This window comes from Amycolatopsis thermophila (assembly GCF_030814215.1).
Lineage (GTDB): Bacteria > Actinomycetota > Actinomycetes > Mycobacteriales > Pseudonocardiaceae > Amycolatopsis_E > Amycolatopsis_E thermophila.
Genome location: NZ_JAUSUT010000001.1, coordinates 1,691,998 through 1,713,943, shown reverse-complemented (window position 1 = coordinate 1,713,943; position 21,946 = coordinate 1,691,998). Strand labels below are relative to the sequence as shown.

Annotated in this window: 18 protein-coding genes; 5 read left to right on the top strand and 13 right to left on the bottom strand. The window is 71.9% G+C overall.

The genetic code is table 11. The annotated features are described in order from the left end of the window. Positions 1-16: 16 nt before the first annotated feature. The 5 genes from FB470_RS08325 to FB470_RS08305 are packed head-to-tail and all read left to right on the top strand — an operon-like array spanning position 17 to position 5,178. Positions 17-1,285, top strand: coding sequence for an MATE family efflux transporter (locus FB470_RS08325; RefSeq protein ID WP_306999135.1), 1,269 nt, complete (start codon positions 17-19; stop codon positions 1,283-1,285). Continuing rightward, a complete protein-coding gene (locus FB470_RS08320; RefSeq protein ID WP_306990167.1) occupies positions 1,282-2,139 on the top strand; it encodes a glycosyltransferase family 2 protein in 858 nt (285 codons plus the stop codon). Before FB470_RS08325 ends, FB470_RS08320 begins: the two co-directional genes overlap by 4 nt. Continuing rightward, a complete protein-coding gene (locus tag FB470_RS08315) occupies positions 2,136-3,314 on the top strand; it encodes a polysaccharide pyruvyl transferase family protein (RefSeq protein ID WP_306990166.1) in 1,179 nt (392 codons plus the stop codon). Before FB470_RS08320 ends, FB470_RS08315 begins: the two co-directional genes overlap by 4 nt. Continuing rightward, positions 3,311-3,859, top strand: a complete 549-nt coding sequence (locus FB470_RS08310; protein ID WP_306990165.1) for a dTDP-4-dehydrorhamnose 3,5-epimerase family protein — start codon at positions 3,311-3,313, stop codon at positions 3,857-3,859. The genes FB470_RS08315 and FB470_RS08310 overlap by 4 nt, the downstream gene beginning before the upstream one ends. 5 nt (positions 3,860-3,864) lie before the next feature. Then, a complete protein-coding gene (locus FB470_RS08305; RefSeq protein WP_306990164.1) occupies positions 3,865-5,178 on the top strand; it encodes a glutamate-1-semialdehyde 2,1-aminomutase in 1,314 nt (437 codons plus the stop codon). On the opposite strand, the gene FB470_RS08300 is transcribed toward FB470_RS08305, so the two are convergent. From FB470_RS08300 to asnB, 13 genes are all read right to left on the bottom strand, one after another. Beyond that, complete coding sequence (locus FB470_RS08300; RefSeq protein WP_306990162.1) at positions 5,150-5,818, bottom strand: phosphatase PAP2 family protein; 669 nt, start codon at positions 5,816-5,818, stop codon at positions 5,150-5,152. The two genes, FB470_RS08305 and FB470_RS08300, sit on opposite strands and share 29 nt — an antisense overlap. 126 nt (positions 5,819-5,944) lie before the next feature. Beyond that, on the bottom strand, positions 5,945-7,072 hold the full coding sequence (locus tag FB470_RS08295; RefSeq protein ID WP_306990160.1) for a nucleotidyltransferase family protein: 1,128 nt from the start codon (positions 7,070-7,072) through the stop codon (positions 5,945-5,947). Between the two features lie 77 nt (positions 7,073-7,149). Then, positions 7,150-7,773 (bottom strand): phosphatase PAP2 family protein, encoded by a 624-nt coding sequence (locus FB470_RS08290; protein WP_306990158.1) that lies wholly within the window; start codon positions 7,771-7,773, stop codon positions 7,150-7,152. A gap of 178 nt (positions 7,774-7,951) precedes the next feature. After that, positions 7,952-8,941: a GHMP family kinase ATP-binding protein gene (locus FB470_RS08285; RefSeq protein ID WP_306990156.1), complete on the bottom strand. Its 990-nt coding sequence runs from the start codon at positions 8,939-8,941 to the stop codon at positions 7,952-7,954. Beyond that, positions 8,938-9,636: a nucleotidyltransferase family protein gene (locus FB470_RS08280; RefSeq protein ID WP_306990155.1), complete on the bottom strand. Its 699-nt coding sequence runs from the start codon at positions 9,634-9,636 to the stop codon at positions 8,938-8,940. Before FB470_RS08280 ends, FB470_RS08285 begins: the two co-directional genes overlap by 4 nt. After that, positions 9,633-10,742, bottom strand: a complete 1,110-nt coding sequence (locus FB470_RS08275; RefSeq protein ID WP_306990153.1) for an NAD-dependent epimerase/dehydratase family protein — start codon at positions 10,740-10,742, stop codon at positions 9,633-9,635. Before FB470_RS08275 ends, FB470_RS08280 begins: the two co-directional genes overlap by 4 nt. Beyond that, positions 10,739-11,872 carry a glycosyltransferase family 4 protein gene (locus tag FB470_RS08270; protein WP_306990152.1) on the bottom strand — a complete coding sequence of 378 codons (1,134 nt, stop codon included), beginning with the start codon at positions 11,870-11,872 and terminating at the stop codon, positions 10,739-10,741. The genes FB470_RS08275 and FB470_RS08270 overlap by 4 nt, the downstream gene beginning before the upstream one ends. Positions 11,873-11,876: 4 nt before the next feature. Next, positions 11,877-13,067 (bottom strand): HAD-IIIA family hydrolase, encoded by a 1,191-nt coding sequence (locus FB470_RS08265; RefSeq protein WP_306990151.1) that lies wholly within the window; start codon positions 13,065-13,067, stop codon positions 11,877-11,879. Between the two features lie 67 nt (positions 13,068-13,134). After that, on the bottom strand, positions 13,135-14,376 hold the full coding sequence (locus FB470_RS08260) for an O-antigen ligase family protein (RefSeq protein WP_306990149.1): 1,242 nt from the start codon (positions 14,374-14,376) through the stop codon (positions 13,135-13,137). Next, positions 14,376-15,878 (bottom strand): right-handed parallel beta-helix repeat-containing protein, encoded by a 1,503-nt coding sequence (locus FB470_RS08255; RefSeq protein WP_306999133.1) that lies wholly within the window; start codon positions 15,876-15,878, stop codon positions 14,376-14,378. Before FB470_RS08255 ends, FB470_RS08260 begins: the two co-directional genes overlap by 1 nt. Positions 15,879-15,904: 26 nt before the next feature. After that, a complete protein-coding gene (locus tag FB470_RS08250; RefSeq protein ID WP_306999131.1) occupies positions 15,905-17,851 on the bottom strand; it encodes a heparinase II/III family protein in 1,947 nt (648 codons plus the stop codon). Further along, positions 17,851-20,022: a bi-domain-containing oxidoreductase gene (locus FB470_RS08245; protein ID WP_306990148.1), complete on the bottom strand. Its 2,172-nt coding sequence runs from the start codon at positions 20,020-20,022 to the stop codon at positions 17,851-17,853. Before FB470_RS08245 ends, FB470_RS08250 begins: the two co-directional genes overlap by 1 nt. A 10-nt stretch (positions 20,023-20,032) precedes the next feature. Beyond that, positions 20,033-21,946, bottom strand: coding sequence for an asparagine synthase (glutamine-hydrolyzing) (asnB, locus tag FB470_RS08240; RefSeq protein WP_306990146.1), 1,914 nt, complete (start codon positions 21,944-21,946; stop codon positions 20,033-20,035).

Below are 21,946 nucleotides of genomic sequence, written 5' to 3'. Positions count from 1 at the left end.
CGTCGGCCGCCACCGCATGACCACCGCGAAGGCCTCGGGCCTGCGCGCGATGGCCGGGCGGCTGTCCTGGGGCCTGGGCGACCAGGCCGTGTCGAGCCTGACGAACTTCGTCGTCGGCATCTACGTGGCACGCGAACTGGGGGTCACCGCGTTCGGCATCTTCAGCCTCGCGTGGGTCACCTACGGCGTCATGCTCAACGTCTCGCGCGGCCTGGCGACCGATCCGCTGATGGTGCGCTTCAGCGGCGTCGACACCGGCGTGTGGCGCGCCGCGGTGGCCCGGTCGTCGGCGACCGCGCTCGCCGTCGGCGCCGCCGCCGGCCTGGTCAGCGTCCTGTTCGGGATCGTGGTGGGCGGGCGCATCGGCCCCGCGTTCATCGCGCTCGGCGTGATCCTGCCCGTGCTGCTGCTGCAGGACAGCTGGCGGTTCGCGTTCTTCGCCGCCGGTCAGGGGCAGAAGTCGTTCCTCAACGACGCCCTGTGGGGTGTCGCGATGATCCCCGCGATGGTGCTGGCCGACCTGCACGGCAGCGTCGTCGCGTTCCTGCTCGCGTGGGGTGGCGCGGCCGCGGTCGCCGCCGCCTTCGGCTACGCGCAGACCGGGCTGCGGCCGAGCCTGGGCGGTGTGCGCAGCTGGCTGCACGACCAGCGCGACCTCGGCCCGCGCTACCTGGTCGAGAACGTCAGCAACAGCGGCGGGTCGCAGATCCGGATGTACGGGCTGGGCGCGATCGCCGGTGTCGCGGCGGTCGGCACCGTGCGCGGCGGCGAGCTGCTGCTCGGCCCGTTCCTGGCCGTCCTGATGGGACTCGCCTACGTCGCCGTGCCCGAGGCCGCCCGTGTGGTGCGGCGCAACGTCCGCCGGCTGACCACGTTCTGCCTGGCCCTCGGCGGGAGCCAGGCGCTCGGCGCGCTGCTGTGGGGCGGCGCGCTGCTGCTCGTGCTGAACGACCACCTCGGCGAGTGGGTGCTCGGCGACGTCTGGCACACTGCCCGCGCGCTGATCATCCCGGCCACCCTGTCCGTCTTCAACGCCAGCTTCATCGGCGGTGCCGCGTCCGGTCTGCGGGCGCTGGGCGCGGCCAAGCGCAGCATGCGCTGCCAGCTCATCGCGTCCACGCTCTACGTCGTCGGCGGGCTGTCCGGCGCCGCGATCGCCGGGGCCGTCGGCTCCGGCTGGGGCGTCGCGTGTGCCACGTTCGCCGGTGCGTTCGTCTGGTGGAGCCAGTTGCACGTCGCCGTGCGCGAGCACGTCCCGGTACCGGAGGAAACGAGGACCCCATGACGAACGCACCGAGGCTGAGCATCGGCCTGCCCGTCTACAACGGGGAGAACTACGTCGCGGAGGCGCTGGACAACCTGCTCGCGCAGACTTTCACCGACTTCGAGCTGATCATCTCCGACAACGCCTCCACCGACGGCACCCAGGAGATCTGCGAGAAGTACGCCGCGACGGACGACCGCATCCGTTACCTGCGCCAGCCGCGCAACATCGGCGCCGCGCCCAACCACAACTTCGTGGTGCAGGCCGCGCGCGGCGAGCTCTTCAAGTGGGCCGCGCACGACGACCTGTTCGCGCCTCAGCTGCTCGAAAAATGCGTGCGGGCGCTCGAGGAGCACCCCGAAGCAGTCCTCGCGCACTCGTACATGGCGATCGTCGACGAGCAGGGCGAGGTGCTGGAGGACTACGACTACACGCTCGCCACCGATTCGCCGGACGCCGCGGAACGGTTCCGCAGCCTGATGTTCGTCGAGGGCGGCGACGACTTCTACGGCGTCATCCGGACCTCGGTGATGCGCCGCATCGCACCGCACGACAGCTACCACAACGCCGGCCGCAAGCTCGTCGGCGAGCTGGCGCTCTACGGGACGTTCGTCCAGGTGCCCGAAGTGATGTTCTTCCGCCGCGAGCACCCCGGTCGTGGCGACAACCTGGGCTCGGTGCAGAAGGTGTGCGCGAACCTCGACCCGCGCCGGAAGGGCCAGTCGACGGCGCGGTTGTTCGCCGCCTACCTCGCCGGGTACCTCACCGCGATCCGCCGGGCGCCGCTGTCGGCGAGCGAACGGCGCCGCTGCTACGGCGTCATCGCCGAGTGGCTCGGCGGCAAGCCACTGCGGAAGGTGGGGCTGATCTCGTGACGCGGATCGGGTTCTTCGGCATCCTCGGATCGGGCAACCTGGGCAACGACGGCTCGCTCGACAGCGTGATGGGCTACGTGCGCGAGCGGTATCCCGATGCGCAGCTCGGGTTCCTGGCCATGGGGCCGGAGCAACTCGCCGCACGCTACGGCGCGCCCGCGACCCACCTGCAGTGGTACGAACCGCACGCGGGCGACGCGACGGGTCTGCGGGCGGCCGGGCTGAAGGTGCTCGGCAAGTTGCTGGACCCGCTCCGCACGTGGGCCTGGGTGCGCGGGTTCGACGTGGTGATCGTGCCCGGCATGGGCGTGCTGGAGGCGACCCTGCCGCTGCGGCCGTGGGCGCTGCCGTACTCGCTGCTCTGGCTCGGCGTCACCGCCCGGCTCACCGGCACGAAGGTCGCGCTGGTCAGCGTCGGTTCGGACGTGGTGCGCAAGCGCGGGACCCGCTGGGTGATCACGCGCGCCGCGCGGCTGGCGCACTACCGGTCGTTCCGCGACGAGCATTCGCGCGAGGCCATGCGGCGGATGGGCGTGGACGTGCGCGGCGACGAGGTGTTCCCGGATCTCGCGTTCGGGCTCGACGACCCCGAGCCGCGGCCCTCGACCGGCGCGGTGGGCGTCGGCGTGATGGCCTTCCACGGCGGCAACGACGACCGCGCCCGCGCGGACGAGATCAACCGCGCCTACCTGGGCGCGGTGAAGCGGTTCGTGCGCCTGCTGGCCGACGAGGGTCGCCCGATCCGGTTGTTCACCGGCGACGTGGCCGACGACGAGGTGCCCGCGGAGATCGTGGCGGCCGTGCCGGGCGCGGACATCGTCGCCGAACCGCTGACCTCGCTGCAGGACCTGATGCGCCAGATGGCGGCGGTCGACGTCGTCGTCGCCACGCGCTACCACAACGTGCTGTGCGCGTTGAAGTCCGCGAAACCGACGATCTCGCTGGGCTACGCGCGCAAGAACGACGTGCTGATGGAGACGATGGGACTCGGCGGGTTCTGCCAGTCCGCCCGCGAACCCGACTTCGACCGGCTGGTCGCGCAGTTCCGCGAGCTCGAGGACCGGCGCGAGGAACTGGGTGCTGTCCTGAAAGAGCGAAACCGGGTGGTTCGCGAGCGTCTGGAGCGCCAGTTCGCCACACTGTCCGAATCGGTCATCGAGAGGAGCCGGGCATGAAGGCCGTGCCGGTCCCCGCCATCGCCGGGGCGTGGCTGTTCGAACCCACCCCGCACGTCGACGAGCGCGGGTTCTTCTCCCGCACGTTCGACCGAGAGGTCGTCGCGTCAGTCGGCATCGACCCGGACGGGTTCGCGCAGGACAGCCTGTCCCGGTCGGTGAAGGGCGTGGTCCGCGGGATGCACCTGCGGTCCGGCGCGGGCGAGTCCAAACTGGTCCGTTGCTCCTCCGGCGAGGTGTTCGACGTCGTGGTCGACCTGCGGCCCGGCTCGCCGACGTTCCGCAACGCGGAGTACTTCCGGCTCTCCGGCGAAACACAGGTCACCGTGTACGTGCCGGCCGGGTGCGCGCACGGCTTCCAGGCGCTGACCGACCCCGCCGACGTCTCCTACCGGATCGACCGGCCGCACGACCCGTCGGAGGACGTCGCCATCGCCTTCGACGACCCCGACCTGGCCATCCCGTGGCCGCTGCCGGTGACCCTGACCTCCGACCGCGACCGGGGTGCGCCCCCGCTGGCCGACGCGTTGAGAGCCCTGAGGTGACAGTCATGGACGCGCAGATCCTGCCCCGGTCGGCCGAGGCCAACGAGCGGCTGCACGCGCTCGTTCCCGGTGGTGCGCACACCTACGCGAAGGGCGACGACCAGTACCCGGAAGGTCTGGCGCCGGTCATCTCGCACGGGCGCGGCGCGCACGTGTGGGACATCGACGGCAACTCCTACATCGAGTACGGGTCGGGTCTGCGGTCGGTGAGCCTCGGGCACGCGCACCCGCGGGTGGTCGACGCGGTGCGCCGCGAGCTGGGTCGCGGCACCAACTTCGTACGCCCGTGCATCGTCGAACTGGCGGCGGCGGAGAAGTTCCTGGCCACGGTGCCGACCGCGGACATGGTCAAGTTCGCCAAGAACGGCTCGGACGTCACGACCGCGGCCGTGCGGCTCGCGCGCGCCGCGACCGGCCGTCCGGTGGTCGCGATCTGCGCCGACCACCCGTTCTTCTCCACCGACGACTGGTTCATCGCCACCACCGGCATGCCGGCCGGGATCCCCGACGAGATCGCCGGCCTGACCGTCCGGTTCCCGTACGGCGACCTCGCCGCCACCGAGGACGTCCTGCGGCAGCACGACGTCGCGTGCCTGATCCTGGAGGCCGCGACCGCGGTCGAGCCGCCGCCGGGTTACCTCCAGGGGCTGCGGGACCTGGCCGACCGGTACGGAACCGTGCTGGTGTTCGACGAGATGATCACCGGTTTCCGCTGGTCGGAGGCCGGTGCGCAAGGCTACTACGGCGTGGCGCCCGACCTGTCGACGTTCGGCAAGGCGCTCGGCAACGGCTTCGCCGTGTCCGCGCTCGCCGGCAAGCGCGAGCTGATGGAGCTGGGCGGGCTGCGCGACACGCGGGAACGGGTGTTCCTGTTGTCGACCACGCACGGCGCCGAGACGCATTCGCTGGCCGCGGCGATGGCGGTGATGGACACCTACGCCGAGGAGGGCATCGCCGCCCGGCTGCACGCGCTCGGCGAGCGGCTGGCGTCCGGCGTGCGCGACGTCGCCGCGGCGATGGGCGTCGCGGACCACGTCGTCGTGCGCGGCCGGGCCAGCAACCTGGTGTTCGGCACGCTCGACTCGCGGTTCCGGCCGTCCCAGCCGTACCGCACGCTGTTCCTGCGGCAGCTGGTCGCCGGCGGGGTGCTCGGACCGTCCTTCGTGGTCAGCAGCGCCCTGACCGAGGACGACATCGACCGGACCGTGGACGTCGTCGCCCAGGCCTGCGCTGTGTACCGCAAGGCGCTCGACGTCGAGGACCCGACGCCGTGGATCGGGGGCCGTCCCGTCAAACCGGTGTTCCGCCCCCACGCGTGACCCGGTCCACCACCCACGCGGACGGCGGCACGACGGCGAGCGCGACGCAGAACCCGCCGAGCGTGTCCGACGGGTAGTGCACGACCATGCCGTACTGCGCCCACGCCTCGATGCCGCCCGCGGTGACCGCGGTGTAGAGCACCACCGTCGTGCCCGCGCGCGGACCCAGCCCCAGCCGGTCGACGACGACGAACGCGAACACCAGCGCCACTGCCGTCACGATCGCCGTGTGGCCGCTGGGAAACGACAGGTGCGGGCCGTTGATGGTGCGTCGCGCCACGGGTTTCAGCACCGTCGTCACCGCGACCGACAGGCTGGGACCGAAGATCGCGAGCAGTGCCGACCGCTGGTGCCCGAGCACCAGGCAGAACGCGATCAACCCGGTCACGAGCAGTCCGGCGCCGACCGGCTCGCCCGCGAAATCGACCACCTGCGCCAGGAGCCGTTGCTGCGACGGGTACGGGACGGGGCCGCCGGACGCGTCGAGCGCCCACCGGTCGAACGCGCTCGGGGTGCTCCGGCCGTGCACCAGGAGCCCGACCACCACCACGGCGATCGCCGCCGGTGGCGCGAGAACCAGCATCGGGCGTCGCACCGCGGTGGGCAGCGAATCCCGCACGGACAGCACGGCTCGGGTCACCTGGGGGAGTCGGTCGCCGCACGAGGTTCGTTTCGCCGGCTGTTCCGCTGCGGTCCGCCGCGAGGAGGTGCTCGGTCCGCCGCGCGGTCCCCGGAACCGCGAACCCCGCGACCCGCGGGTCGCGTACTACTTCACCGGCGCACCTCCCCGCGCCTCGCGCAGGGCGTAGGTGAATCGGCTCAGGGGGGAGTGGTGGCGGGCCTCCGTGTGGTGCGCGTCGGGGAAGGCGAGGGCTCTCAGGTAGGCCGGTTTGTCCCTCCAGGGGAGCATCCGCAGCGTCGCCAGGGCCTGCGCGGCGAACGTCTTGTCCGGCTGCGCGTGCAGCCCCAGCCAGGATTCCTCGCGCGCGCTGGGCACGTACGCGACCGCCCAGCGGGCCAGCTCCCCGGGCACCTTGATGCCGAGCAACCGCACCGCGTCGGCCACCGCCGCGGCGACCACGGCCTCCGCACCCCACGCCGCGGCCGTCCGCAGCACCTCCGCCGGCGCGTGGTCCAGCACGCGCAGCATCTCCGCCACGTCCCGCAACGACCCCAGCCGCAACGGCCAGTTCCCGAGCGCCGCGTGGTAGCAGGCGTGCAGGAACCGGTTCGGCCGCGACAACGCCCGCACCGCCCGCCCCGCGACGGTGAACTCTTCGCCCGCGTCCCAGACCGCGTCGAGGTCGACCATCCGGCCCCACGGCCCCGGCACGAACGTCCGGTGCAGGTCCAGCTCGTACCCGGCCGGCGGCCGCAACGTCATGCCCTTGTCGAACCGCCGGTCGAACCCCGGCCGCGGCTCGGCCGGCGTCCGCTCGAAACCCGCCGTCCCCAGCACCGCGACGGACCGCGCGATGTCGTCCGCCCGCACCAGCACGTCCAGGCCGTTGACCGACCGCAGCGCCGGATCGGGGTAGTCGAGGTGCGCCGCTGCCGTGCCCTTGAGCACCCGCGACTCGATACCCGCGCCCTCCAGCAGCCCGAGGATCCGCAGCAGCTCACCCTCCAGGGCCAGCACCCGCATCTGGTTCTTCGCGTGCGCCGACGTCACCTCGCGCGCCTGCCCGCACGTCGCGGGGAACGCGCCCGCACCGATCGCCGCCGTCAGCAGACCCGTCATCCGGTGCTCGCGCGCCGCCTCCAGCAGCGCCGCCCACTCCTCGGACGGCAACGGCCCGGCGGGGAACGCCCGGTCGCTCCCCGGCAACCGGTACGCCGCGACGGCGAGCAACGCCGCCGGGTACTCGCTCTCCGCGCACAACCTGTGTCCCATGTGGACCTCCGCTCATCCCCCACGAGCCACGGCTGCACAGCTCGCCACAAGGGCAGTCGCCCCGGTGGGAAGCATCGTTACCCGTTGACCTTCACCCGATCGGCTACTCGGTCGATGATCAGGCCGGCCGCGGTGACCAGCGCGAGCGCGCTGCAGAACCCGCCCAGGGTGTCGGTCAGGTAGTGGACGCGCGACGACGTCTGCGACCACGACATCGCCGCGGCGCACAGCAGCGCCAGCCCGAGCACGAGTCCCGGTCCGGCGGCGCGGCCGAGCCGGAACCGGTCGGTGAGCAGCAGGCCGACGACGATCCCGAGCGACGTCAGCAACGCCGTGTGCCCGCTGGGGTAGGACAGGTGGTCGCCGTTGATCGTGCGGTCCACCAGCGGTTTCACCACCGTCGTGACCAGCCCGGTCGCGACGGGCCCGGCGACGGCGAGCAGGGCCAGCCGCCTGCGTCCCGCGGCGAAGCACACCGCCGCGAGGATCACCACGAGCCCGGCGGCCCACGCCGGATCACCCGCGGTGCCGATCACCCACGAGACGTCGAACCCGACCGACGGCTCGGGCACGCTGCCCTTGAGCGCGTCGTACACGCCCCGGTCGAGCGCCGTGCCGACGGTGTCACCGACGAAGACCACACCGAGCACGACCGCCACGACGGCGCCGGCGATGGCCACCAGCGTCAGCGACGTCCGCACCGCCGGCGGGATCGCCGGGTGTCGTGTCCACGGGTTCGTCGGCTCCACGTGGGGAAGTCGCCGGGGGCGCGTGGATCGTTTCCCCCCGCGGCACCCCATTGTGAACCTCGGCGGCGGGAACGGCGCGTTTTCCGGGCAGCTGGGCAGTGTGGGCGTGCTCGGTGCGGTGTGGCTCTGGTCAGCTCCAGATGTCGTGGTGCACGTTGAAGATGACGCGCGAGCCCAGCCGCTCCAGTTTGATCGGCAGTTCCTTCATCGACGACAGCCGCTCGCGCACCTCGCGCTGGTGCTCCAGCGGGCAGGTGACCAGCAGGAACCCGCCGCCGCCGGCGCCGGTCACCTTCGCTCCGGACGCGCCCGCCGCGAGTGCCACCTCGACGGCCTCGTCGATCTGCCGGTTCGACACGCCGGACGCCAGCGAGCGCTTGGCTTCCCAGCTCTTGCGCAGCGCGGTGCCCAGCGCGGACAGGTCACCGCCGCGCAGCCCGTCCGCCGCCTCGCCCGCCAGGTCTCGCAGCTGGTTGAGCTGCGGCAACCGGTCGCCGACGTTGGCGTTCTGCTCACCGAGGATCGTGTCGGCGCTGCGGGTGATGCCGGTGAAGAACAGCATCAGCTCGTCCTGCAGCTTGCGCCACTCCTCGCGGGGCATCTCGATCTGCTCGACCCCGACCGCGTCGCCGGGGCCGAACCGCAGGTCGCACAACCCGCCGAACGCCGCCGCGTACTGGTCCTGCTTGCCGATCGGCTTGCGGCACCGGTCGATCTCGATGGCGCACGCCCGCTCGGCCAGCTCCTCGGCGCTGACCTGCTTGCCCTGGTAGGCGAACAGGGCGTGCAGCAAACCGACGGTCACCGAGGACGAGGAGCCCAGCCCGGACCCCGCGGACGGGATGTCGGCGAGCGTGGTGATCTCCACGCCGCGGCGCACCCCGGTCATGTGCATGGCCTCGCGCACCAGCTCGTGCTCCAGGTCCTCGACCCGGGAGACGATCTCCTTGCGCGAGTAGTTCACGTAGATCTCGTCGTCGAAGCGCTGCTTCACCACGACGTAGACGTACTTGTCGATGGTCGCGTTGAGGACCCGGCCACCGTGCCCCCGGTAGTAGCTGGGCAGATCGGTGCCGCCACCGACGAGGCCGATCCGCAGCGGGGTCTGGGTGATGATCACGATGCTCGCCCGCCTTGCCATTCGTCCCGCGCCTGCGCCAGTGCCGCGGGGGTGCCGATGTCGAGGAACCAGGAGTCGCCGAGGGACACCGCGCGGGCGTGGCCGACGAGCTTGGGCAGCAGGTCGTAGCCGATGTCCCGGGGCGGCGGCCCGATGAGGTCGAGCACCGCCGGGGAGAACGCGTACATCCCGGCGTTGGCCAGGTCGCCCGGCGGCTCCGCGGGTTTTTCGGTGAAGCCCGTGACGAGCCCGTCGTCGACGGTGAGGATCCCGCACCGCCGCGGATCGGGCGCGTGGAACACCGACAGCGTCGCGATGGCCCCGCCCGAGCGGTGCGCGTCGATCAGCACGCGCAGGTCGAAGTCGGTGAGGTTGTCGGCGTTGAGGGCCAGGAACTCCGCCTCGCCGTCGACGAACGCGCGGTTGGCCCACAGGGTGCCGGCGCTGCCGAGCAGTTCCCGCTCCTCGCTCGTGCGCACGACCGGACCACCTCGTCGCTCCGCCAGGTGCGCCCGCACCAGCGGGGCCAGGTGGTGCAGGTTGACCAGCACCTCGTCGACGCCGGCGGCCTCGAGCGCGTCGAGCCAGATGTCCAGCACCGGGCGGCCGCCGATCTCGACCAGGCACTTGGGCGTGTGGTCGGTCAGGGGCCGCAAGCGCGTCCCCAGGCCGGCCGCGAGCAGGAACGCCTTCACGTCCCCGCCCTGCGCACCACGCCGAGCGAGCGCATCTTCGCGTCGGCCTCGGCCAGGACCTCGTCGAGGCCGGGCATGCCGCGCAGCCACTCCGCGTACTCGGCGACCGAGTCCGCCGGGGTCCGCGACGGCGACCAGCCGAGCTGTTTGAGCGCGTCGATGTCGGAGGTGATGTGCCGGGTGTCGCCGAAGCGGTATTCGCCGCTGATCCGGCCCGGCCGGTCCGACCCGTACTGCCGCCGCACGATCTCGGCGAACTCCTGGGTGGTGTACCCGGTTCCGCCACCGACGTTGAACACCCGGCCCGCCGCGCGGTCGTCGTCGAGGACCAGCACGTTCGCGTCGACGACGTCGTGGATGTTGACGTAGTCGCGGATCGCCTGCCCGTCTTCGTACAGGGTCGGCGCGCCGCCGAGCAGGTAGTGCAGGTTGAAGATGCGGCAGGCGCCGGAGTAGGCGTTGAACACCGACTGCCGCGGCCCCTGCACGATGCTGTAGCGCAGGGCGACCGTCGGGATCCCGTAGCGGCGGCCGAGGTTGATCGCCACGACCTCTTCGCCGTGCTTGGACATGCCGTAGGCGTTCTGCGGGTTGGCGATCCGCTCCGGGGTCGGCAGCACGTCGACCGGCCCGCCGCACACCGGGCAGCCGAGGTCCCACCGCGCCGCCTCGAGCTGCGATTCCGGTCGCATGTCCGGTGTCTGCTCGCCGTGCTCGGGGCAGGAGTAGAGGCCCTCGCCCATCGCCGCCTGCGAGGACGCCACGACGATCCGCGCCAGGTCGAGCTTCTCCGCCACGACGATCTCGTAGATCATCGCCGTGGAGGTGACGTTGACGTCGGTGAACTTCGCGAAGTCCGGCAGGTAGTCCTGGTAGGCGGCGAAGTGGTAGACCGCGTCGGTGCGGCGCAGCAGGTTGCGCACCAGGTCGGGGTTGCGGACGTCGCCCTCGTAGAACTCGGCGCCGGGCGTGAGGTGCTCCGGTGTGCCGCGGTGCACCGGAGCGGCGAGCACGTCGAGCACGGTCACCTCGTGCCCGAGCGCGACCAGCCGGTCGCAGGTGTGCGAGCCGATGAACCCGGCGCCGCCGGTGACGAGGATCCTCATCGCGCGTGCACCTCCCGGTACACGTCGAGGGTGCGCTGCGCGGTCGCCGCCCAGGTGAACTCGCCCGCGCGCTCCGGCCCGCGGATGCGCAGCCGCTCACCCTCCGGGCCGCACGCCTTGACGATCTGGTCGGCGATCGAGTCGGAGTCCGCCGGATCGGCCAGCAGCGCCGCCCCGCCCGCGGTTTCCGGCATCGCGGTGACGTTCGAGGTGACCACCGGGCACGCCGACGCCATCGCCTCCAGGATCGGCAGGCCGAACGTCTCGTTGTGCGAGGGGTACACGAACACGTCCGCCGCGCGGTAGAAGTGCACGGTCTCCTCCAGCGGCACCCCGCCCACCCACACGATGTCGTCCGCCACGCCGAGCCCGGCCGCCAGCGACTCCAGCGAACCGATGTACCCGGTGTCCCGCCCGGGCCCGACGACGACCAGCTGCCGCCCGCCCAGCTCCGCCTTCGCCGCGGCGAAGGCGCGGATCAGGCCCTCGCAGTTCTTGTACGGCCACAGCGAGGACACGAACAGCACGAAGTTCTCCCGCACCCCGTAGCGCCGGGAAACGTAGGAGAACGCCTCGTCCCGGTCACCCGGGTGGAACAGGTCGTGGTCGACCGCCTCCGGGATGAGCCGGATCTTCGCCGGGTCCACCTTCAGGTACTGCTGCACCTCGTCGACCAGGCTGCGCGAGTTGAGGATGATCGCGTCGGCCACCCGTGCCGTGCGCGGGTAGCTCAGCTGCCGGTACAGCCGCGCCGGCGGCGAGATCGCGTGCGGTGTGGTGTACGCGTGCAGCGTCTTGATGTGCACCACGAGCTTCGGCGCGGACTTGACGATCGGCGCCATCAGCGTGTTCAGCACGTCGATCCGGCCCAGTGGCAGCCGCACCGGCGAGTACACGTGTTCGGACAGGGTGCGCATGTTGCGCTTCTCGTTCGACCACGGGTAGGTGATGTAGTCGACGTTGCGCCCGTACCCGCTGTGCGTCGGCCGCGATTTCGGGCTCACCATCAGGTGGAACGACTCGCCGTCGGTGAGCCGCTTGGCCATCTCGGGGATCACGCGGGTCCAGAACCAGTGCGCACCCGAGGGGTTGACCGGGTCGTCGGTGAGCAGGTTGATCGCGACGCGCATGCGGTCAGAAGGTCTGGGAGGCAACGGCATCTGGGGTCATCCTCGACTGTCGGACGTACTGGGCCAGCAGGTGCATGCACGCCTGGTGGGCGTCTTCGACGACGCCGTAGTTGGCGGAGTCGACGTGGATGGAGACGTGGGCACGCCGCCGCGCCGGGCCGCCTTCGAAGCCGGTGAGCGCGATCGTGTGCATCCCGTGCGCCGCCGCCCAGTCCAGTGCCCGCACGATGTTCGGCGAGCGGCCCGAGGACGAGATGGCGATGAGCACGTCGCCGGGCCGCGCCTGGGACTGCAGCTGGTATTCGAAGACGTGCTCGTAGCCGAGGTCGTTGGCGATCGCGCTGAACAGCTCCACGTTGGTGCTCAGGCTCTGCACGCGCGCGGTGATGCCGGTGCTGTTGCGGACGCCCTTCACGTGGTCGCACTGCAGGTGGTTGGCGATCGACGCCGATCCGCCGTTGCCGCAGGCGAACAGGGCCGCGTCGCGGTCGTGCGCGTCGCCGAGCATCTTCGCCGCGCGGCTGACCTGCTCGAGGTCGACGGTGGCGAAGGCGCGGGACAGCTCGTTGACGTAGGCGCCGCCGTAGGAGTCGGCGCGGTGGAACCGGGCCGCCGGGAACTTGACCGGCCGCTCGTCCCGCGGCGTGGCGGGCAGCTCGCCGCCGCCGAGGATGAACCGCACCGCGGCGGCGAGGTCGGGGAAGGTGTCGACGTTGTCGACGGCGGAGCCGGGCGGGCCGACGTGCAGCGGCCGCGCGCCGATGGCGCGGGCCAGGCCGACGTCGGACGGGCTGTCGCCGACCACCCAGGACTTGCCCAGGTCCAGGTCGAGCGCCTCCGCGGCGGCCAGTGCCATGCCGGGCCCCGGTTTGCGGTCGGCGCTGCGGCGCGCGAAGGCCTCCACGATGCCGTCCGGGTGGTAGGGGCAGAACAGCCACAGGTCGACGTGGGCGCCGTGCCGGGCGAGCTCGGCGATCATGTGTTTGTGGACCTGTTCCACGTCGGCGATGCCGTAGTAGCCGCGCGCGACACCCGCCTGGTTGGTCACGACGGCGACCGGGATGCCGGCGCGGTTGAGCGCGGCGATCGCCGCGATGGACCCGTCGATGAACTCGACCCGGTCGACGGAGCCGACGTAGCCGCTGTCGACGATGATCGTGCCGTCGCGATCGAGCAGAATGCCTGGCTGGCTCACGGTTCGACCACCTCTTCCGGTTGCTTGGAGGTCGCGGCGACCGCGGGGTGTGTTACGCCCGCACGGGTCACGACACGGTCCTTTGTGGATCGGGCAATCCGGCTCGCCGGCCGGGCGCGGCGAGCAGCCCGGCCGCGACGGCCAGGTGGAGCAGGTACGGCGATGCGTCGCCGAGGCCGGCCTCGGTGTAGGAGGCCGCGAGGCAGTAGGTGATGAGGAACAGCGCGCACGCCCGCTGCGGCGACGGCGCGCGGGATATCGCCACCAGGACGAGCGTCACCAGGAACAGCGCCACGATCGTCACGCCGAGGTAGCCCTGTTCGTGGTAGACGGCGAGCCAGCTGTTGTCGATCGGCAGCCCGTCGAACGACTTGTTGGACAGCCCGGTGCCGAAGACCTGTTCGAACCACGTGCGCGGCGCGTCCAGCAGCCGGTCCCACACCTTCGCCCGGCCGGTGAGGTTGCCGAAGTTCTCCGAGTCCTGTCCGCGTAGGATCCACGTCTGCAGCAGCGGCCCGAGCAGCACCGTCGCGACGCCGGCCACCCCGAGGGCCCACGCGAACGTCTTGCGGGAGCGGCCGTTGGTGAGCCACATCGACAGCATCGCGACGAGGAGCCCGACGACCAGGCCGAGCGTGGCGGTGCGGGTGTGGGTCAGCAACAGCAGGACCACGGACGGCCCGGCCACCAGCGCGACACTGCGGGCGTCGGTGAGCCGGTTGATCCACAGCAGCACCGCCAGGCCCGCGGCGATCGCCGCGTACTGGCCGATCTGGGTCGGCGTCAACGGCCACAGCACGCCGGTCAGGCGGCCCTCGTTGAGCTCCGGCATCGCCGCCCCGGGGGAGATCACCAGGCCGACGGCGACCGTCACCAGCAGCGCGGTCAGGACCCGGATGTGCTGGCGGACGAACCGCATCGACCCGTTCATCCAGGGGCTGATCAACCACAACGTCCCGACGAACATGGCGAGGCGGGCGCACCGGAACAGCGAGCCGAGGCCGGACTCCATCCGCACGCTGCCGGCGAAGCTCGCGACCAGCAGCAGGCTCAGCAGCATCAGGTACGCGCTGGGGCGGATCTTCAGGCGCGGGTTGACGATCAGCGCGAGCGCGAAGGCGATACCGACCGCGCTCATGGTGAGGGCCTGCGTGACGGGGCGCGGCAGCGGGATGAGCGCCGACACCCCCTGGGTGGCGAGCGTGTTGAAGATCAGCAGCGCCCAGATCGCGCCGAGGATCTTCGCGGTGCGCGGGCCGTGCGGGAGCTCGTCCTCCAGCGGGCGGCCGCGCACTTCGGTGAGGCTCATCAGTTGCCGCCTCCCACCGCGAACGTGCTGCCCTGGTCCTGCCGGTAGGCGCCGCCCTGCCAGGCCAGCTGGTCGACCACCTGGCTGGCGTCGTGCGTGACGAACGTCCACGGCCCGACGTAGTGGTTGTCGTACCAGCGGTTGCGCTGGTCGAACGTGATCGCCTTGGGGACGAGATCGCCCTGGTAGGGCGACCAGTCCGGCGAGCTGCCGTAGTTGGACAGCACCGCCATCCGCGCGCACATCGCCTGGCAGCCGATGCTCTTCGGGTCGACCGCGAACCGGTTGTCGTGGATCTGCACGTTCTGCGTCTTCCACCGGCAGTCGGACCGCAGCGGGTCGGTGAGGATGCCCGGCGGCGAGCACTTGCCGACGTCCTTGACGACGAGCGTGCAGGTGCCGGTGGAGCTGTTGGCCGGGCTGTTGCAGAACCGGTCCGCGTTCTCCCACAGCGTGACGCCCGACCAGTTGTCGGTGAGGTCGTTGCCGTAGATGTCGATCTTGTCGGTGCGGGCCGGGACGCGCGGCTCGCCGCCGGACTCGGAGATGTAGATCGCCGCGACCGGGAAGTTGTCGTCGCGGTCGACGAACTCGCGCCCGCCGACCAGGTTGTTCCGCTTCAGGGTGTTGTCCCGGATGATCGCGTTGTAGCTGGTCTCGTAGAAGATCGCGGTGCCGTCGTTGTTCTCGATGAGGTTGTTCTCGATCAGGAAGTCGTTGTTGTTGGTGTCCGCCCAGATGCCGGGGCCGCGGTTGTAGTGGATCCAGTTGCCGCGGATGTCGGCCCCGTCGACCTCCCAGAACTTCATCGCGCCGGTGCAGCCGCAGCCCTCGGGGTACTTGCTCTCCACGTCGTCGGCGTTGTTGCCGACGAACTCGTTGCCCTCGAGCACGATGTCGGTGACGTCGCCGCAGCAGCCGTTGAGCCCGTACTGGCCGTTGTCCTTGAGGCAGTTGTTCTTCATGACCTGGCGGGCGCCGGCCATCATCCCCGCGCCCCGGTTGTCGGTGACCAGGTTGGACTGGATCAGCCAGTCGGCGCCGGAGTCGTGGTTGACCACGCCCTCGTTGTCCGGCGCGCGGAACCCGGTGACGGTCAGGTTCTCGATGGTCACCCGGCTCGCCTTGCCGGTGAAGGCGTACCGGTTGGTGTCCCGCCCGTCGACGACCGCGCCCGGCGCACCGACGTAGCGGTCACCGTCCTTCGGCGCGACCTGGTCGTACTCGTCGGTGCCGAGGGTGTGCCCGCCCGGTGCCAGCCAGAACGTGGTGCCCGGCGGGCTGGCCTTGGTCTTGGCCTGCAGGTCGCCCGTCACGGCCGGATCGACGACGACCGCACCGGCCGGCGGTTGCGCGGGGCCGGGCGGCAGCGAGCTGCACGTCCCGTGGGCGGTGAGCGCCACCGTGGTGTTGGCCGGCCCGGCGCTGGGGGTGCAGCCGAGCACGACGAGGGGGGACAGCACGCCGAGCAGGACGGTCGCCCAGCGGGCTCGTGCGGTCATGGGTGCGCGCACGGCGGAACCTCCGGCTAGTGGGAAAAACGCAGCAGCGTGGTGAGGGGTCCGCCGCGTCCGGTGAGGCCGCTGCCGACGAGGGTGGTGGCCGGTTCGCGGCGGCCGTAGCCGGGCGAGTACCAGCCGAGCGGGGGATCGGTCTGGCCGCGGTGCTCGGTCCAGGTCAGGCCGTCGGGCAGGTCGAGGACGGCGGCCTGCTCCTGGCCGCGGGAGGTCCAGCCGAGCAGGGCGGTGTGCCCGGACAGCTGGACGGTCACCCGCGGCCCGAGGTGGAACGCCAGCCGGGCGGGGTGGTGCCGGTCGGCGGTGATCTCGTCGCTGATCCGCAGTTCCCGCCCGGCCGGGGCGAGTTCGACGGTCCGGCGGTGCACGGCCGGGCGGTACCCGTCGTGCTCGGCGCACCACCGCGGCACGCCGCCGCTGGGGCGGGCCAGGACGCGGGTGGCCGCGTGCCTGGTCCACAGGAACGGACCGCCCGAAGTGGACTGGTCGGTGTCGTCCAGCTGAACCGTGTTGTGGCCGAGGGTGGACCGGAAGTACGCGCGCCACGCCGGATCGCCGTGGTAGCAGAACGTGCCCGGATCGGCGAGGATGTCGACGCCGTCGTGCCGCACCTCGATCGACAGGGCGTCGGCGTGCGCGTGGGCGGCGATCGAGAGGAACCCGTGCGGGCCGCCGTCGCAGCGGCACCAGATCTCGCCGCGGCCGTCCTCGGCCGGGGTGCGCAGCAGCGTGAGCCCGGCGTCGGCGAAGTGGTCGGGCCGGGTCCACGGACGGCCGTTGCCCCGGTGCGGCCGGGCGAGCGCGGCGAGCAACGCGGTGCGGGCGTCGCCGCCGCGGGGCGCGGGCCACCAGTCGAGGCGGCCGAACAGCGCGTCGCCGGTCGACAGCAGCGCGGACCAGCGATCGGTGCCACCGCCGTCGAGGATCAGCCCGTGGCCGTCGTCGCCGTCGCCCTGCCGGGGCGGGCGCAGGCGGGTGTCCACAATGGCCGCGAGCGCGTCGGTCATCCGCAGCAGGGTCCGCCACAGCGACTCGGGCACCGCGACCCCGGCGGCCTCGGCCTCGACCGCCGCGGCCACGCCGAGTTCGAGCACCAGGCCGTGGTACTCGGTGGCCAGTTCGCGGTTCAGGCCGGAGCCGAAGGTGTTGGCGTCCAGGTGCGCGTCGAGCGACCGCAGCGCCGCCGCCCGCCAGCCGGCCGATTCGGGGAACCACGGGAACGCGCTCGCGGCGGCCAGCTGTCCCGCCGTCTCGGCGATGGCGTGGTTGTTCGCGGACGATCCCCGGCTGGGGAAGGTGGCCAGCCAGTTCTGGTGGTGCCAGATCTGGTGCAGCGCCTCGGGGTTGTCCTCGAACAACCCGGCCGCGCCGGGCCACCCGTCCAGCAGCCGCCGCACCCACACCCAGGACAGCAGCCGGATGCCCAGCTCGATCCCGCTGACCCAGTGCACGCCCAGCAACGGCGGGTTGGCGGCCCACCACGACTTCAGGTGGTCGGCGACCCGTTGCGCGTACCGGTTTTCGCCGGTCAGGCAGTACGCGGTGGCCAGCACGGTCAGGTGCTGGTGGCGGGAGGGCTCCCAGATCTGCTTGATGTCGCCGACGACGTCCTCGTGCCGGTAGGGGATGTCGAAGGCGAACGCGTCCGAGGGCGCGCGCCGCCCGGTCTTCGGGTCGGCCGACCAGTCCGGGTTCGCCATGTCGTCGCGCGTCACGCCGAAGTACTCGGCGCGGCCGTCGAGCAGCTGGTCCGCGGTCGCCAGCACGCGGGCCCGCGCGTCCGGCGGGACCCGCACGCCCCCGGGCAGCACCGCGGTGAACCGGCGCCGTGGCAGGGGAGCGGACGGTTCGGGCGGGCCGGCGCGCAGCCGCCGCCGGTTCAGCACGTCCGCGGCGCGCCCGGCGACCTCGCGCGGCCCCATCCGCGACAGCCGGCGCAGGTACCAGGCGGGGTCCATCACGCGCCGGCCCCGAGTTTGACCGGCACGCCGGTGGCGAGGCTGGTCCGCACCGCGATGGTCGCCAGCGTGGTCGCGACCAGCGACTCGAGCGGCACCGGCATCGGGCCGCCCGAGGTGACCGCGGTGACGAACGCGTCGAGCTCGGCGTTCTGGCCCTTGTCGCGGCCCTTCGGGATGCGCGAGCTGGTCCAGCGCTTGCGCGCGTACACCGAGGCGCGGGCGAAGTCGTCGAACCTGAGCACCTTGCCGTCGGCGACGACGTCCAGGGTCTCCTTCGGGAACGTCGTGGAGCCGCTGGTGGCGTAGGTGACGGCCGCGGTCGAGCCGTCCGGGTAACGCAGCAGGATCTGCAGGTCCTGCTGGTCGGGCGTGGCGCACGCGTAGACCGACACCGGGTCGGCGTCCAGCAGCCAGCTGACGGTGTCGATGAAGTGCCCGCCCTCGCCGGCGAACCGGGTGCCCTCGGAACCGGCCTGGTCGTACCAGCTGCCGTGCTCCAGGCGCCCGGCGTTGACCAGGTAGCGCACCGACGCCGGGCCGATGCGCCGTCCGAAGCGGCCGCGCGCTTCGTGCAGCAGCGGCGCGAACCGGCGGTTGAACCCGACCTGCAGCCGGTCGTTGCCGGACTCCTCGACCGCGCCGAGCACCTTGCCCAGCTCGTCCTCGCTCAGTGCCAGCGGCTTCTCGACGAACACCGCCTTACCGGCCAGCAGTGCCCGGCGGGTCAGTTCGGCGTGCGAACTGTGCCGGGTCACCACGAACACGGCATCGATGTCCGGGTCGGCGAGTGTCGCCTCGACGTCGGTGGTGGCCTCGGCGAACCCGAACTTGCGCTTGGCGTTCGCCCCGGACAGCGCGGAGGTGGTCACCACGCGCCGCAGCGCGACGTCCTCGCGCTCGGCCAGGTGCGGCAGCAGCATCGAGGAGGCGTAGTTGCCCGCGCCGATGAAGGCGGTGCGGACCTTCCCCATCCGCTGGGAGGTGCGGATCGGTTCGCGCCGCGGCACCTCGGCGGTCAGGACCGGTTCTTCGGTGCCGGTGTCCGCGTCCGGGTACCGGAACAGCACGGCGACGGCCTTGAGCTCGCCCTCGTTGAGCCTGCGGTAGGTCTCCACGGCGGTCGAGAAGCCGGCGACGTGCGAGATCAGCGGCTCGACGTCGACCCGCCCGCGCGCGATCAGGTCGAGGAAGCACTCCAGGTTGCGGCGCTCGGTCCACCGCACGTAACCGATCGGGTAATCGCGGCCGTCCAGCTCGTACTCCGGGTCGTAGCGGCCCGGACCGTAGGAGCGGGAGAACCGGACGTCCAGTTCCTTTTCGTAGTAGGCGTTCCACGGCAGGTCGAGGCGGCACTTGCCGATGTCGACCACGCGGCCGCGGTCGCGCGCGAGCTTCGCGGCCAGCTCGACCGGTTCGTTCGTGCCGCCGCCCGCCGCCAGGTACACCTGGTCGACGCCGTGACCGGCGGTCAGCTCGCCGACCGCGACCTCCACCTCTCCGGAACCCGGGTGCCCGCACGCGGACGCGCCGAGCCGTTCGGCCAGACGGCACCGCTCGGCGTCCGGGTCGACGCCGACCACGCGCACGCCGGACGCGGCCAGCAGTTGCACCACGAGCTGCCCGATCAGGCCGAGCCCGATCACCAGCGCGGTGTCGCCGAGCTGCGGTTCCCCGCGCCGGACGCCCTGCATCGCGATGGCGCCCACCGTGGCGAACGACGCGTGCCGCGCCGGCACGCCGGCCGGCACGCGCGTGTAGAGGTTCTTGGGCACCCAGTTCAGCTCCGAGTGCAGCGCGTGTTCGTTGCCCGCGCACGCCACCAGGTCACCGACGGCGACGTCGTCGATCCCGGCCCCCACTTCTGCCACGACCCCGGACAGCGAGTAGCCCAGCGGCGTGTAGGAGTCGAGGCGGTTCATCACCTTGCGGTAGGTGGCGCCGACGCCGTTGGCCGCGACGCTCTGCATGACCTTCGCGACCTGGTCCGGGCGGGAGCGGGCCTTGCCCAGCATGGACATGCTCGCCTCGGACACCTTCATCATCTCGGTGCCGGTGGAGATCAGCGAGAAGGCGGTGCGCACCAGCACCCCGCCCGGCTTGCACGCCGGCGTCTCGACGTCCAGCAGCGCCAGCTCGCCGCTCTTGTAGTTCTGCACGACCTGCTTCACCAGGGGCTCCTTACGCTGCTCGCTCGGCCGCACCGGCTTCGGTCGCGCCGCGGTACCAGTACTCGAGGGTCAGGACGTGCCAGAGGTGCTTGGACCGGTCCTCGCGGCCCGCGGCGTCCTCGTCGACCAGCCGCTGCAACGCGTCGCGGCGCAGCAGGCCGGATCGCACCAGCTCGCCGTCGTGCACGACCTCGCGCACCATCGGTGCCAGGTCGCGGCTCATCCAGGCCCGCAGCGGCGCGCTGAACAGGCCCTTGGGCCGGTACACGATCTCCTTCGGCAGGACCGACAACGCGGCTTCCTTGAGCGCCGCCTTGCCCTGCCGTCCGGCGATCTTGCGGCTGCCGGGCAGGCTGAACGCCGCCTTGACCACCTCGACGTCCACGAACGGCACCCGGACCTCGGTGGAGGCGGCCATGCTGGAGCGGTCGGTGTAGGTCAGGTTCAGGCCGGGCAGGAACATCCGCGCGTCGGCCAGGCACATGCGGTTGACGAAGTCGTTCAGCAGGTTGTCGTGGTAGGTGTCGGCGTGCTCGGTGAGCACGTCGTCCACCGCGCCCGCGAGGCCGGGGTCGACCAGGTCGAGGAGTTCTCCGCGGTCGTACATCGTGTAGCTGCGCCGGAACGCGGTCTCCTCGGGCAGCTCGGCGAAGGACAGGAACCGCTTGGCGAAGCGCACCGACCGGAACCCGCGCCGCGACGTCGCCACCGGCAGACGGTCCACAACGGACCCGATCGGCCTGCGCACCGCGCCGGGGATCTTCTGGTACCGCAGCGCGATCACGTTCGCCAGGTGCTTGCGGTAGCCGGCGAACAGCTCGTCCGCGCCCATCCCGGACAGCATCACCTTCACGCCAGCCTCGCGCGCGGCCGTGCAGATCAGGTAGGTGTTGATCGCCGCCGGGTCGCCGATCGGCTCGTCCAGGTGGTAGGCCAGGTGCGGCAGGAGTTCCTGCACGTTCGGAGCGATCTCGATCTCGTGCAGGTCGACGCCGAACCTGCCGGCCACGATCCGCGCGTAGCGCAGGTCGTCCGGCATCGCCTCGAACTTCGCGTCCTCGGCCCGGAAACCGATGGTGTAGGCCGAGATCCCGGGCTGGTGCTTCGCGGCGAGCGCGGTCAGGTAGCTGGAGTCGAGACCACCGGACAGGAACGTCGCGACCGGCACGTCGGAGAGCAGGTGCTTGCGCGTGGAGTCCTCGACGACCGCGGCGAGGTCGGCCGGCGGCCCGGCCTGCGCCTCGGCCGCCACGTCGCGCAGGTTCCAGTACCGGCCGGTGTCGACGCGGCCGCCCGGCCGGCAGCGCATCCACGAGCCCGGCGGGAGCTTGCGCGCCTCCCGGTAGGCGCACTGGCTGTCCGGCACCCAGTAGTAGAGCAGCGACGCGACCAGCGCGGTCTCGTTCACGTGCAGCGACCCGACCTGCCCGGCCAGCGCCTTCAGCTCCGAGGAGAACGCGATGCCGTCGCCGCGGCGGACGTAGAACAGCGGCTTGATGCCGAGCTGGTCGCGGGCCAGGAACAGCTCACCGGTGCGCTCGTCGAAGATGCCGAACGCGAACATGCCGCGCAGCCGGGTCAGGCACTGCACGCCCCACTTCCGCCACGCCTCGAGCAGGACCTCGGTGTCGGAGGTGCCGCGGAAGCGGACGCCCGACGACCGCAGTTCGGCCCGCAGCTCGGGGGCGTTGTACAGCTCGCCGTTGTAGGTCAGCGCCAGCCCGCCGGACACCATCGGCTGCGCGCCGGTCTCGGACAGGTCGATGATCGACAGCCTGCGGTGCCCGAGGTGGACCTCGCCGTCCCCGGCCCGGTGGCCGTACCGGCCCGCACCGTCCGGCCCGCGGTGGGCGAGGGTGCCGGTGAGCCGGTCGGTCAGCGGGCCGCCGTCGGGCCAGCGATAGGTTCCTGCGATACCGCACAT